This is a genomic window from Tabrizicola oligotrophica (assembly GCF_011008935.1).
Taxonomy (GTDB): Bacteria; Pseudomonadota; Alphaproteobacteria; order Rhodobacterales; family Rhodobacteraceae; genus Tabrizicola_A; species Tabrizicola_A oligotrophica.
On sequence record NZ_JAAIVJ010000004.1, the window covers coordinates 89,235 to 102,152 of the forward strand.

A 12,918-nucleotide genomic window follows, 5' to 3' on the forward strand; every position below is an offset into this window, starting at 1 on the left:
GGCAGGCGCATGAGTTTTCTCGAATACCGCGTCAAGACCGCCCCGACCGGGTTTTCCAAGGTCTTTGCGCTGAACTGGGCGCTGGTGCTGGTCGTCACCGCCGTCGCCGCCATCGGCTGGCTGATGCTCTATTCCATCTCGGGCGGGCGACTGGAGGTCTGGGCCGAGCCGCAGATGAAGCGCTATGTCCTGGGCCTTGTGCTGATGTTCGTCATCGCCTTCACGCCGATCTGGTTCTGGCGGTCGATGTCGGGCATGGCCTATGCCATTTCGATGATCCTGCTGCTGATCGTGGAATTCTTCGGCACCGTCGGCATGGGGGCGCAGCGCTGGATCGACCTTGGCTTCATGCGACTGCAACCGTCCGAGCTGATGAAAGTCACGCTCGTCATGGCCCTGGCCAGCTATTACGACGCGCTTGACGACAAGAAGATCTCGCGCCCGCTCTGGGTGCTGGTCCCGGTGGCGCTGATCGTGGCGCCCACCGTTCTGGTGCTGATGCAGCCGAACCTTGGCACCTCGATCATGCTCTTGGTCGTCGGGGCCTGCGTGATGTTCGCCGCCGGGGTAAGCTTCTGGTATTTCGGCGCCGTGCTGGCGCTGGTGGTGGGGGCAGTGGCCTCGGTGTTTTTGTCGCGCGGCACACCCTGGCAACTGCTGCACGATTACCAGTATGCCCGCATCGACACCTTCCTGAACCCCGCCGCAGACCCGCTGGGCGCGGGCTACAACATCATTCAGGCCAAGATCGCGCTGGGTTCGGGCGGCTGGGCGGGCAAGGGCTTCATGCAGGGCACCCAGTCGCGGCTGAACTTCCTGCCCGAAAAGCACACCGACTTCATCTTCACCACGCTGGGCGAAGAGTTCGGTTTCGTCGGCGCCTTCTCGCTGCTCATCCTTTACGGGCTGATCCTCGTCTTCCTGATCTGGGCCGCAGTCCAGAACAAGGACCGCTTCAGCCAGCTTCTGATCATCGGCGTTGCCGTGAACTTCTTTCTCTACCTCGCCATCAACCTGTCGATGGTGATGGGCATGGCCCCGGTGGTGGGCGTGCCCTTGCCGCTGCTGAGCTATGGCGGTTCGGCCACGCTGGTCATCATGCTGGCCTTTGGCCTTGTGCAAAGCGCCATCGTTCACCGGCTGCGCTGAGCCATGGCAAAGGGCCATTCCCGCCACCGCCGCTTCCTGCTCGCCTTCGGGCTGGGGGTCATGATCTTTGCACTGGCACTTTGGGCCGGCCGGATAGACGGCACGCTGGCGACGCTGGCCGGCTTTGATGGCTTTGCGCTGTGCTATCTGGCGCTGATGGTGCGCTTTGCCAATGCCACCACCGGCGAGGACCTGCGCCGCCATGCCGCCGAGGGCGACGAGGGCACCGCGCTGATCCTGACGCTGGCGCTGGGGGCAGTGGTCACTTCGGTCGCGGCGGTGGTCTTTGTCATGGCCCGACCCGACGGGGCCGTCGGCCATCTTGGCGCCGTGTTGGCGCTGGCGGCGGTGCCGCTGGGCTGGGCCGTGGTGCAGACGCTGATCGCCTTCCGCTATGCCCATGTGCACTACGCCGACGCCAGAACCGCCCCGCTGGTCTTTCCCGGCGCCAAGGCGCCGGCACCGTGGGACTTCCTCTACTTCGCCTTCACCATCGGCATGGCGGTGCAGACCTCCGATGTCGTCATCGCCACCGGAGCGATGCGCCGTCTGGTGCTGGGCCATGGCGTTCTGGCCTTCTTCTACAACACCGTCATTCTGGCGCTGGCGGTGAATGCCGCAGTTTCGCTGGCCGGCTGAGCGGCCTTGCGGTCGGCGCGGCGCCTGCCTAGCATCGCGGCGCAACGAAGGAACATCCCATGCCCCTGACCGTCCTGCTGGCCGCCGGTGCCGCCAACAATGACCGCTACGGCCCGCACATCGCCACGGCCCTTGCCGGCGCCGGGATCGCGGCCACCCTGACCGATCAGGCCGCGCCCGAGACGGTGGATTACATCGTCTACGCCCCCTCCTCGCCCTTGCAGGACTTCACGCCCTATCGCAACGCCAAGGCGGTGCTGAATCTCTGGGCCGGGGTGGAACGGATCACCGGCAACCCGACGCTGACCCAGCCCCTGTGCCGCATGGTCGATCCGGGCCTGACCGAGGGCATGGTGGAATGGGTGGTGGGCCACACGATGCGCCATCACATCGGCATCGACCGCTACACCGTGGCGCCGGACCGGACCTGGAATCACGATTGCCCGCCCTTGGCGCGCGACCGCAAGGTTGCCATGCTGGGCATCGGCGCCTTGGGCGAGACCTGCGCCCGCGCGCTCAAGGCGCTGAATTTCCACGTCGAAGGCTGGTCGCGCGGCCCGAAATCCCTGCCCGGCCTTGTCACCCATCAAGGGCAGGACGGGCTGAAAGCGGCGCTTTCCGGGGCGGATTTCGTCGTCACCCTGCTGCCGAAAACCCCCGACACCGAGAACACCATCAACGCCGAAACCATCGGCTGGATGAAGCGCGGTGCGGTGATCCTGAACCCCGGACGCGGCGCGCTGATCGACGATGAGGCGCTGCTGGCGGCGCTGGACAGCGGCCAGATCGGCCATGCCACGCTGGATGTGTTCCGCGTCGAACCCCTGCCGCAGGACCATCCGTTCTGGGCGCATCCCCGCGTTACCGTCACCCCCCATATCGCCGCCGACACAAGGCCCGACACCTCGGCCGAGGTCGTCGCCGAGAACATCCGCCGCGGCGAGGCCGGGGAGCCGCTCCTCCATCTGGTCGACCGCGTGCGGGGCTATTGAATGACCGATCTGGCCAGCCTGACCGCCACGGAAACCGCCGCCCTTGTCACCCGGCGCGAGGTTTCCGCGCGGCAGGTGGCCGAGGCAAGCCTTGCCCGGATCGAGGCCCGCAACCCCGCGCTCAACGCCATCGTGCAGCGTATGGACGCCGAGGCCCTTGCCGCCGCCGATGCCGTGGACGAAAGGCTGCGGCGCGGTGAAGATGCCGGCCCCCTGGCCGGGGTTCCGGTGACGATCAAGGTGATCGCCGATCAGGCCGGCCATGCCACCACCAACGGGCTGCGCAGCCAGAAAGACCTGATCGCCACCGAGGACAACCCCGTGGTCGCCGCGCTGCGCCGGGCTGGGGCGGTGATTGTGGGCCGCACCAACACGCCCGCCTTCTCGCTGCGCTGGTTCACAAGGAACGGGCTGCATGGCGCAACGAAGAACCCGCTCGATGCGGCGCTGACGCCCGGCGGCTCGTCGGGCGGGGCCGGGGCGGCGGTGGCCGCCGGCATGGGCGCGATTGCCCATGGCACCGACATCGCCGGCTCGATCCGCTATCCCGCCTATGCCTGCGGCGTGCATGGGCTGCGCCCCTCGCTGGGCCGCGTCGCCGCCTTCAACCCGAGCGGCGGCGACCGGCTGATCGGGGCGCAGCTGATGGCGGTCTCCGGCCCCTTGGCCCGCTCGATCCCCGATCTGCGGCTTGCGCTTCAGGCCATGGCCGCGCCAGACCCGCGCGATGCCTGGTATCAGCCGATGCCCCTGCAAGGTCCGCCCGCCCCGCGCCGTGTCGCGCTGGTCGAGGCCCCCGATGGCATGGCCGTCGCCGCCCCGGTCCGCGCCGCGCTCCAGGCCGCCGCCGAAACCCTGCGCGCGGCGGGCTACCGGGTGGAACCCGTCCAGACCCCGCCCTGGGCCGAGGCGATGGCCTTGCAACTGCGGCTCTGGATGGCCGAGTTCCGCCATTCCAACCTCGCGGGGCTGCGGGCCGAAGACGACCCCGACGCGAATTTCGTCTATGCCCAGATGACCCGGCACTGCCCGGAGATCGACCTTCACGGCCTGATGGACACGCTGAAATCCCGCGCCCGGCTGACCCGGCTCTGGCGCGGCTTCCTTGCCGACTGGCCGCTGGTCCTGTGTCCGGTTTCGGGCGAGCTGGCCTTTCCCGATCAGCTTGACGTCGCCTCTGAGGCGGGTTTTGACCGGGTGCTGGCGGCCCAGATGCCGCTGATCGCCACGCCCTTCATGGGTCTGCCCGGCCTGACCGTCACCACCGGCAGGCACGGCGGCGCCCCGGTCGGGGTTCAGCTTGTCGCCGACCAGTTCCGCGAGGACCTGCTGCTGGCGGCCGGCGAAGTTCTGGCCCCGTCGCCGATCCCCGCCGTCTGAGGTCGCAATCAGGACAGCGCCCGCCGGCCGAATCCGGCCATCTGCCGGCAAAGCGGAGAGCGGCATGACATACGGCAAGGGCGTGGCACTGGTTCTGGGCGCGGGCGTCCTGTGGTCGAGCATCGGGCTGGTGGTGCGCCAGATCGACGAGGCCGGCGCGGCTTCGGTGATGTTCTGGCGCTCGGCCGGGCTCTTGCCGGTGCTCTGGGCCTTCCTGCACTGGCGTTCGGGCGGGCGGGTGCTGGCCGGGCTGCGCTCGGTCGGGGTGCCGGGGCTGGTGGGCGCGCTGGGGCTGGTGGCGGCCTATTCCGGCGCGATCTATTCGCTGCAGGCGACGACCGTCGCCAATGCCGTGTTCCTCTATTCCGCCGCCCCGTTCTTTGCCGCGCTTCTCGGCTGGGCCGCGCTGGGGGAAAAGGTGCCGGCGACGACCTGGGCGGCGATGGGCCTCGCCGGCCTTGGCATCTTCGTGATGATCGGCGGCGGCATCGAGGGCGGACGGATGGACGGCAACATCGCCGCGCTGGTCTCGGCCTTCGGCTTTGCGGTGTTCTCGGTCAGCCTGCGCTGGGGCCATGTCGAGGACAGCCTGCCGACGGTGCTGCTGGGCGGCATCCTGTCGATGGTCGCCGCCTTCGGCCTTGCGCCGATGCTGGGGCAGACAGTTGCAGCCAATGGCCATGACATCGCCGTCTCCATGGCGCTTGGCGCCGTGGTTCTGACCGGCGGCATGGCGCTTTATACCTTTGGCTCCAAGGCCTTGCCGACGGCGGAGCTGACGCTGATCTCGTCGATCGAGAATATCCTCGCGCCGATCTGGGTCTGGCTGCTCTTGGGCGAAACCGCCACGCCGGCGACGCTGATGGGCGGGGCGATGGTGCTGATCGCGGTGATGGGCAATGCGGTGGCCGGCGCGCGGCGGCAGGCGTTGGCCTGACCTCGCACCCGGCGTTGCGCCGTCAGCGATAGCGCCGGAACAGCCGCGTGCGGGTGTAAAGCTCTTCCAGCCGCTTCATCCGCGTCTCGGTCACCTCCCAGGTCAACCCCTGCACGGCGGCCAGAAGCGCCTCGACCAAGACCATCAGCGTGACGTTGCTGTCCCAGGCCGAAGGCGCCTCGATATGGCAGGGCAGCACATGGCTGGCATGGGCCGCCGCCGGCGACACCCAGCGGTCGGTGACCAGCACGATTTCCGCCCCCTGCTCGCGCGCCACCTCGGCCACCTGCACCACGGCGTTTTCGTAGCGGCGGATGTCGAAGATCAACAGGACATCCCCCGGTTTCATGTCCAGTAGCGCCGGCGGCCAGGCGTTCGACATGTCCGACATCTGCACGACCTCGGGCCGGATCACCTTCATCAGCGTCACGAAATAGTCGGCAATCGCATGGGTGATGCGGCCGCCCATCGCGAAGATCCGCCGCGACGGATCGGCCAGCAGCACCGCCGCCGCGTCGAACTCGGCCGGGTCGATCTGCGCCAGCGTGGCTTGCAGGTTTTCCATCACCGCCCCGGCAAACCGCGTCAGCACATGGCCCTCGGGCGCCGCCGCCGCGCGGGCCTGTTTGACCAGCGGTGAGACGAGCATCGCCTCGACCTGCCCGCGCAGCGAGCGCTGGAAATCCGGATAGCCCTTGTAGCCCAGCTTCTGCACCAGCCGCACCACCGTCGGCGAGGACACCCCGGCGGCTTGCGACAGCGTCGTGATCGAGCCCAACGCTGCGACCGGATAATTCGACAGGATATGGCTGGCCAGTTGCCGTTCGGCCCGGGTCAGATCGGGCAGCGCGAGGCGCAGTTCTTCGTCCATTGGCGGGGTCTGGGTCATCGTCCTCTCCATTTCTGAAAGAATTGTAACAGATAACTTTCAAAAGAAACATTCTTGACAGATGGGGGCAGCGTGAGGGACGCTTTGATCAAACAGGGAGATGACTCGCAAAATGCGGGCGCAAGACGACACAGACGCGCCGGGCGGCATGGCGCCCGTGATCGAGAATGCGGGCGGGCAAAGCCCGGTTCTGCTGGTGTGCGAGCATGCCTCGAACGCCATGCCGGCCCCCTGGGGCAATCTTGGCCTGACGGCAGAGCAGACCCGCGCCCATATCGCCTGGGACCCCGGCGCGCTGGGGCTGGCGCGCGGGCTGGCGCGGCGGCTTGATGCGACGCTGATCCATGCCCCGGTCAGCCGCCTGATCTACGACTGCAACCGCGCGCCCGACATGGCCGGCGCCATGCCCGCGCGGTCCGAGGTGCATGACATTCCGGGCAATGCCGCCATTACCCCGGCCGAGCGGCTGGCGCGGACCAAGGCGGTCTACCTGCCTTGGGCCAACGGCCTGCACAACCTGATCGCCGCCCGCATCGCCGGCGGGCTCCGCCCGGTGGTGGTGACGATCCATTCCTTCACCCCAGTCTATCACGGCCAGCCCCGCGCGGTGGAATTCGGTATCATCCACGACGCGGACCCGGCGCTGGCGCGGGCCATTCTGGCGGCGGCACGCGGGCAGACCGGCCTCGACGCGCAGCTTAACGAACCCTATTCCGCCGCCGATGACGTGACCCACACGCTGCGCCTTCACGCCACCCCCTACGGGCTGCAGAACGCCATGCTTGAGATCCGCAACGACCTGATCGCCACCCCGCAGGCCGAGACCGCCATGGCCGACTGTCTGGCCCTGGTGCTGTCGGCGGCCCTGACCGAGATGAGGACCGCCGCATGACCAAGCGCCTGCCCCACCCGCTGATCGCCTTTGTCCGGCTGGTCGACCGGACGAATTACGGTGTCGGCCGCTTTGCCATGTATCTTCTGTTCGCGCTGATGGCAGTCCTGATGTGGTCGTCGATCTCGAAGGCCTTCTTCAACCCCTCGCTCTGGACGCTGGAAATGGCCCAGTTCCTGATGGTGGCCTATTACGTCCTCGGTGGGCCTTACGCGATGCAGATGGAGGCGCATGTCCGCATGGACCTGTTCTATGCCAAGCAATCGCCGGTGCGCCGGGCGGTCTGGGACGGCTTCACCGTCTTTGTCGTGATGTTCTACATGGCCGTGCTGATCTGGGGCGCCGCCGAGAGCCTTGGCTATTCGCTGGGCCTGACCTGGGACGGCCTCTGGCCGCAGATCGGCCGGCTGGAGCGCAGCCCGACGGCCTGGCGCCCCTATCTCTGGCCGATCAAGCTGGTGATGCTGGTCGGTTTTGCCCTCATGCTCTTGCAGGCACTTTCAGCCTTCATCCGCGACCTTGCCACCATTCGCGGGGAGACCATCTGATGCCGCAGGAACTGATCGCCGTCCTGATGTTTTCCACCATGCTCCTGCTGATGATGACCGGGCAGCGGGTGTTCGGGATCATCGGCTTTGTCGCCGTGGTGGCCTCGATCGCGCTTTGGGGCACCGGCGGGCATACCATGGGCTTTTCGGCGGGCATGAAGCTGATGAAATGGTATCCGCTCCTCAGCCTGCCGATGTTCGTCTACATGGGCTATGTGATGAGCGAAAGCCGGCTGGCCGAGGACCTTTACCGGATGTTCCACGTCTGGTTCGGCCCGGTTCCCGGCGGGCTGGCGATTGGCACCATCCTCCTGATGGTGCTGATTTCGGCGATGAACGGGCTTTCGGTCGCGGGCATGGCGATCGGCTCCACCATCGCCCTGCCCGAGCTTCTGAAGCGCGGCTATGACAAGCAGATGGTGACAGGCACGATTCAGGCCGGCTCCTCGCTTGGCATCCTCATTCCGCCCTCGGTGGTGTTGGTGCTTTACGCCATGATCGCCCGCGCCCCGGTGAGCGAGCTGTGGCTGGCCGGCGTCATTCCCGGCCTCGTCATGGCGGGGATGTTCATTCTTTACATCGGCATCCGCAGCGCCCTGCAACCCCGCCTTGCCCCGGCGCTTTCCGCCGAGGAACGCGCTGAAATCAGCTGGGCCGACCGGATTTCCACGCTGCGCGCCGGCGTCCTGCCGCTGCTGATCTTCGCCACCATGATGACCCCCTTCATCTACGGCTGGGCCAGCCTTGTCGAAAGCTCGGTGATCGGGGTGGCCACCACGGTTCTGGCCGCCGTCATCAAGCGCCGGTTCAACTGGGCGGTCTTTGAAACCGCCTCGCGCAATACCCTTGGCATTTCCTGCATGTTCATGTGGATCATCCTGGCGGCGCTGGCCTTCGGCGCGGTGTTCGACGGCTTGGGCGCAGTGAAGGCGATTGACAGCCTGTTCACCGAAAAGCTGGGCTTTGGGCCATGGACCATCCTGATCCTGATGCAGCTCTCGTTCCTCGTCATGGGCATGTTCCTTGACGACACCGCCATGCTGGTCATCGTCGCGCCGCTTTATGTGCCGCTGGTTGCCCGGCTCGACCTTGGCCTGCCGCCCGATCAGGTGCTGATCTGGTATGGCGTTCTTTACACCATCACCTGCCAAATCGCCTATCTGACGCCGCCCTTCGGCTATAACCTGTTCCTGATGCGTGCCTTCGCGCCGCCGGAAATCAGCATGGGCGACATCTACCGGTCGGTCACGCCCTTCGTGCTGGTCATGGTGGCGACGCTGGTGCTCATCATGGCCGTGCCCGATCTGGCGCTGTGGCTGCCCAACACCGTTTACCCCAAATAGGCCCAAATGACGCCGGGCAAACCCGGCGCACCCAACCCAACAAGGAGGTTTTTCGATGACGACCAGACGTTCCTTCCTCACAAAAGGCGCCCTTGCCGGAGCCGCCGCCGTCGCCGCCCCGCTGGCTGCGCCGACTGTCGTGCGTGCGCAAGAGGTCATCAAATGGCGCATGCAGACCTATGCCGGGGCCGCGCTTGGCGAGCATGTGGTGAAACCCGCCGTCGACGCTTTCAACCGGATGGCTGCGGGCCAGATGGAGATCGAACTCTCCTTTGCCGACCAGCTTGTGCCGACGGGCGAGCTCTTTCAGGCCATGCAGGCCGGCACCATCGACTGCGTGCAGTCGGACGACGATTCTATGGCCTCGCCGACGGAAGTCACCGTGTTCGGCGGCTATTTCCCGCTGGGTCTGCGCTACTCGCTCGACGTGCCGGCGCTGTTCAACAAATACGGGCTGAAGGCGATCTGGGAAGAGGAATATGCCAAGGTCGGGGTCAAGCACATCTCGGCCGGCTCGTGGGATCCCTGCAATTTCTCGACCAAGGATCCGATCAACAGCCTTGCCGACCTGCAGGGCAAGCGCGTCTTCACCTTCCCGACCGCCGGCCGCTTCCTGACGCAGTTCGGCGTGGTGCCGGTCACCCTGCCCTGGGAGGATATCGAAGTAGCGATGCAGACCGGCGAGCTTGACGGCATCGCCTGGTCGGGCATCACCGAGGTCTACACCGTGGGCTGGTCGAACGTGACCAACTACTTCTGCACCAACAACATTTCCGGCGCCTGGATCGGGCATTTCTTCGCCAACATGGACCGCTGGAACGCCCTGCCGCCGCATCTGCAGGAAATGCTCGCCACCTGTTTCGAACAGTCGCACTACTACCGCCAGCACTGGTATTGGGCGGGCGAGGCCGATCTGCGCCTCAACGGCGGCAAGCTGCAGCTGACCACCATTCCCGATGCCGAATGGGCGCAGGTCGAAGAGGCTGCGATGAAGTTCTGGGATGAAATCGCCGCCGAATCCGAAGTGAAGGCCAAGGTTGTGGCGATCTTCAAACAGTATAACGAAGTGATGAAAAAGGCCGGCCCGCCCTACCGCTACGGCTGATCGGGCCGTGGTGGGGCAGAACCCCACCCTGCGGCGAAACGCACCTCCCTCCCCCCTCGTGGGGGAGGGATGGGGTGGGGGGCTTCCCCCAAGGGAGACGACGATGAACCACGCCCGTGATTGCTGGCCCAGAAAACCCGAATTCGGAGGTGGGCGCGGCTGAACCGCGCTTCCCCGCCCGGCAACGGGCACTCCGAAACCCGAATTTATGAGGCAACCATGCCCGGAACCCTGACCCTTGACACCCTGAAAACCCTTGTGACCAAGGGCGAGATCGACACTGTCCTCGTGGCCTGCATCGACATGCAGGGCCGCCTGATGGGCAAACGCTTTCACGCCGCTTTCTTCGTGAACGGCGGCCATACCGAGACCCATTGCTGCAACTACCTCTTGGCGGTGGACATGGAGATGAACACCGTCCCCGGCTATAAATCCACCGGCTGGGAAAAGGGCTATGGCGATTATGTGATCCGCCCCGACATGACGACGCTGCGACTGGTGCCCTGGCTGCCGGGCACGGCGCTGGTCTTGGGCGATCTTCTGGACCACCACACCCACGAGGAAGTGGACATCTCGCCCCGCGCGATCCTGAAACGGCAGGTCGCCCGCGCCCGCGCCATGGGGTTCGAGCCGATGATGGCAACCGAACTGGAGTTCTACATCTTTGAAAACAGCTATGAAAACCTGCGCGACGGTGGGCTGCGCGACCTGAGGCCGATCTCGGCCTATAACGAGGATTACCACCTGTTCCAGACCACCAAGGAAGAGGGCCTGATGCGCGCCGTCCGCAACGGGCTTTATGGTGCGGGCATCCCGGTGGAGAACACCAAGGGCGAGGCGGATTCCGGCCAGCACGAGGTGAACTACAAGTATTCCGACGCGCTCGACACCGCCGACAACCATGTGATCGTCAAGCAGGCGGTGCGGGAGATTGCCCATGCGCAGGGCAAATCGGTGACCTTCATGGCCAAGTATGACCACCGCAAGGCCGGCTCCTCTGCCCATGTCCACCAGTCGCTCTGGACGCTGGACGGCAAGCCCGCCTTTGCCGACAAGGACGACACGCATGGCATGTCCGCCACGATGAAGCATTTCGTCGCCGGCCAGCTTGCCCATGCCCGCGACATCACCGCCTTCCTTGCGCCCTATGTGAACAGCTACAAGCGCTTCACCATCGGCATGTTCGCCCCCACCAAGGCGGTCTGGTCGGCCGACAACCGCACCGCCGGCTTCCGGGTCTGCGGCGAGCATACCAAGGCGGTCCGGGTGGAATGCCGGATTCCGGGCTCCGACGTGAACCCCTATCTGGCCTGCGCCGCGCTGCTGGCGGCGGGGCTGGACGGCATCGAGAAGAAAATGGAGCTGGAGCCGGAACTGAAGGGCGACATGTATGCGGCCCAAGGCATCCGCGAAATCCCGCACACCCTGCGCGAAGCCGCTGATTTGCTGAACAAATCCGCCATGCTGCGCGCCGCCTTCGGCGACGATGTGGTGGACCACTACCACCACGCCGCCCAATGGGAGATTTCGGAAACCGACCGCGTGGTCACCGACTTCGAACTCCAGCGCCTGCTTGAGCGCGCGTAACTCCGTAGGGTGGGGTCATACCCCACCCATCGCAAGACCGGTGGGTTGAAAACCCACCCTACAAGGTGACGACCATGACCCCCATTCAACTGATCTCCCCCGTCGACGGCTCGGTCTATGCCGAGCGCATGCCGCTGTCCCTCGACGCCGCCATCGCCGCCGCCAAACGCGCCAAGGCCGCGCAAAAGGCCTGGGCCGCCCGCCCGCTGGACGAGCGCATCGCGCTGGTCAAGGCCGGCGTGGCCAAGCTCAACGAGATGAAGGACATTGTCGTTGAAGAACTCGCCTGGCAAATGGGCCGCCCCACCCGCTTTGGCGGCGAATATGGCGGGGTCAACGCCCGCACCGACTACATGTCGGAAATCGCGGCGGAAACCCTGGCCCCGAAGCTGGTCGAGGACAGCGACAAGTTCCGCCGCTACCTCGCGCGCGAGGCGCTTGGCGTGGTGTTCATCGTCGCTCCGTGGAACTACCCCTACCTGACCACGATCAACACCCTGGTCCCGGCCCTGATCGCCGGCAACACCGTGGTCCTGAAACACGCCAGCCAGACCCTGCTGGTGGGCGAACGTCTGGCCGAGGCCTTCCACGCCGGCGGCGTGCCCGAGGATGTGTTCCAGAACGTGGTGCTGGACCACGCGACCACCGAACACCTGATCGCGAACCGCTATTTCAACTTCGTGAACTTCACCGGCTCGGTTGCCGGCGGCAAGGCGATGGAACGCGCCGCCGCTGGCACCTTCACGCCCTTGGGCCTTGAGCTTGGCGGCAAGGACCCTGCTTACGTCCGCGCCGACGCCAATCTTGACGCGGCGGTCGATACGCTGATGGACGGCGCGCTGTTCAACGCCGGCCAGTGCTGCTGCGGCATCGAGCGGATCTATGTCCATGAATCGCTCTACGATGCCTTCGTCGAAAAGGCCGTGGCCTGGACCAATGCCCTGAAGCTTGGCAACCCGTTTGACGGCGCCTCCACCCTTGGCCCGATGGCCAACAAGCGCTTTGCCAAGGTCGTGCGCGACCAGATCGCCGAGGCTGTCGCCGCCGGCGCCAAGCCGCTGATCGACCCGGCGAATTTCCCGGCCGATGATGGCGGGGCCTATCTGGCGCCGCAGGTTCTGGTGAATGTCGATCATTCGATGCGGGTGATGACCGAGGAATCCTTCGGCCCGGTGGTCGGCATCATGAAGGTCAAGGATGACGCCGAGGCGATCCGCCTGATGAATGACTCGCCCTATGGCCTGACCGCGAGCATCTGGACCGAAGACTATGACACCGCCGCCGCCATTGGCGCCCAGATCGAAACCGGCACGGTGTTCATGAACCGCGCCGATTATCTGGACCCGGCGCTGTGCTGGACCGGCTGCAAGGACACCGGCCGCGGCGGCTCGCTCTCCTACCTCGGGTTCCTGTCGGTGACCCGCCCGAAATCCTATCACCTGAAGAAAGTCTGAACC

The 12,918-nt window shown here is 65.9% G+C and carries 12 protein-coding genes; 11 read left to right on the forward strand and 1 reads right to left on the reverse strand.

Annotated elements, in window-relative coordinates; all coding sequences use genetic code 11:
• Window positions 1-9: 9 nt before the first annotated feature.
• From rodA to G4Z14_RS09045, 5 genes are all read left to right on the forward strand, one after another.
• Window positions 10-1,149, forward strand: a complete 1,140-nt coding sequence (gene rodA, locus G4Z14_RS09025; protein WP_164624891.1) for a rod shape-determining protein RodA — start codon at window positions 10-12, stop codon at window positions 1,147-1,149.
• Between the two features lie 3 nt (window positions 1,150-1,152).
• Window positions 1,153-1,788, forward strand: a complete 636-nt coding sequence (locus G4Z14_RS09030; protein WP_164624893.1) for a DUF1345 domain-containing protein — start codon at window positions 1,153-1,155, stop codon at window positions 1,786-1,788.
• Between the two features lie 59 nt (window positions 1,789-1,847).
• Window positions 1,848-2,780, forward strand: a complete 933-nt coding sequence (locus tag G4Z14_RS09035; protein WP_164624894.1) for a 2-hydroxyacid dehydrogenase — start codon at window positions 1,848-1,850, stop codon at window positions 2,778-2,780.
• Window positions 2,781-4,160, forward strand: a complete 1,380-nt coding sequence (locus G4Z14_RS09040; protein WP_164624896.1) for an amidase family protein — start codon at window positions 2,781-2,783, stop codon at window positions 4,158-4,160.
• 64 nt (window positions 4,161-4,224) lie between these two features.
• Complete coding sequence (locus G4Z14_RS09045) at window positions 4,225-5,097, forward strand: DMT family transporter (RefSeq protein WP_164624899.1); 873 nt, start codon at window positions 4,225-4,227, stop codon at window positions 5,095-5,097.
• Between the two features lie 22 nt (window positions 5,098-5,119).
• Here G4Z14_RS09045 and G4Z14_RS09050 read toward each other — a convergent pair whose 3' ends face one another.
• The gene (locus tag G4Z14_RS09050) at window positions 5,120-5,986 is read right to left on the reverse strand and encodes a MurR/RpiR family transcriptional regulator (protein WP_227751625.1); all 867 of its coding nucleotides are present in this window, start codon (window positions 5,984-5,986) and stop codon (window positions 5,120-5,122) included.
• 100 nt (window positions 5,987-6,086) lie between these two features.
• Here G4Z14_RS09050 and G4Z14_RS09055 point away from each other — a divergent pair, with 100 nt between their 5' ends.
• The 6 genes from G4Z14_RS09055 to G4Z14_RS09080 all read left to right on the forward strand — a co-directional run bounded on the left by G4Z14_RS09055 (window position 6,087) and on the right by G4Z14_RS09080 (window position 12,915).
• On the forward strand, window positions 6,087-6,878 hold the full coding sequence (locus G4Z14_RS09055; protein WP_227751626.1) for an N-formylglutamate amidohydrolase: 792 nt from the start codon (window positions 6,087-6,089) through the stop codon (window positions 6,876-6,878).
• Between the two features lie 8 nt (window positions 6,879-6,886).
• A complete protein-coding gene (locus G4Z14_RS09060; RefSeq protein WP_164625174.1) occupies window positions 6,887-7,426 on the forward strand; it encodes a TRAP transporter small permease subunit in 540 nt (179 codons plus the stop codon).
• Window positions 7,426-8,769: a TRAP transporter large permease gene (locus G4Z14_RS09065; RefSeq protein WP_164624903.1), complete on the forward strand. Its 1,344-nt coding sequence runs from the start codon at window positions 7,426-7,428 to the stop codon at window positions 8,767-8,769. The genes G4Z14_RS09060 and G4Z14_RS09065 overlap by 1 nt, the downstream gene beginning before the upstream one ends.
• 55 nt (window positions 8,770-8,824) lie before the next feature.
• Window positions 8,825-9,874 (forward strand): TRAP transporter substrate-binding protein, encoded by a 1,050-nt coding sequence (locus G4Z14_RS09070; RefSeq protein ID WP_164624905.1) that lies wholly within the window; start codon window positions 8,825-8,827, stop codon window positions 9,872-9,874.
• A gap of 219 nt (window positions 9,875-10,093) precedes the next feature.
• Window positions 10,094-11,461, forward strand: a complete 1,368-nt coding sequence (locus tag G4Z14_RS09075; RefSeq protein ID WP_164624907.1) for a glutamine synthetase family protein — start codon at window positions 10,094-10,096, stop codon at window positions 11,459-11,461.
• Between the two features lie 74 nt (window positions 11,462-11,535).
• Entirely contained in the window at window positions 11,536-12,915 is a 1,380-nt protein-coding gene (locus G4Z14_RS09080) for an aldehyde dehydrogenase family protein (protein WP_164624909.1), read from the forward strand.
• Window positions 12,916-12,918: the final 3 nt, after the last annotated feature.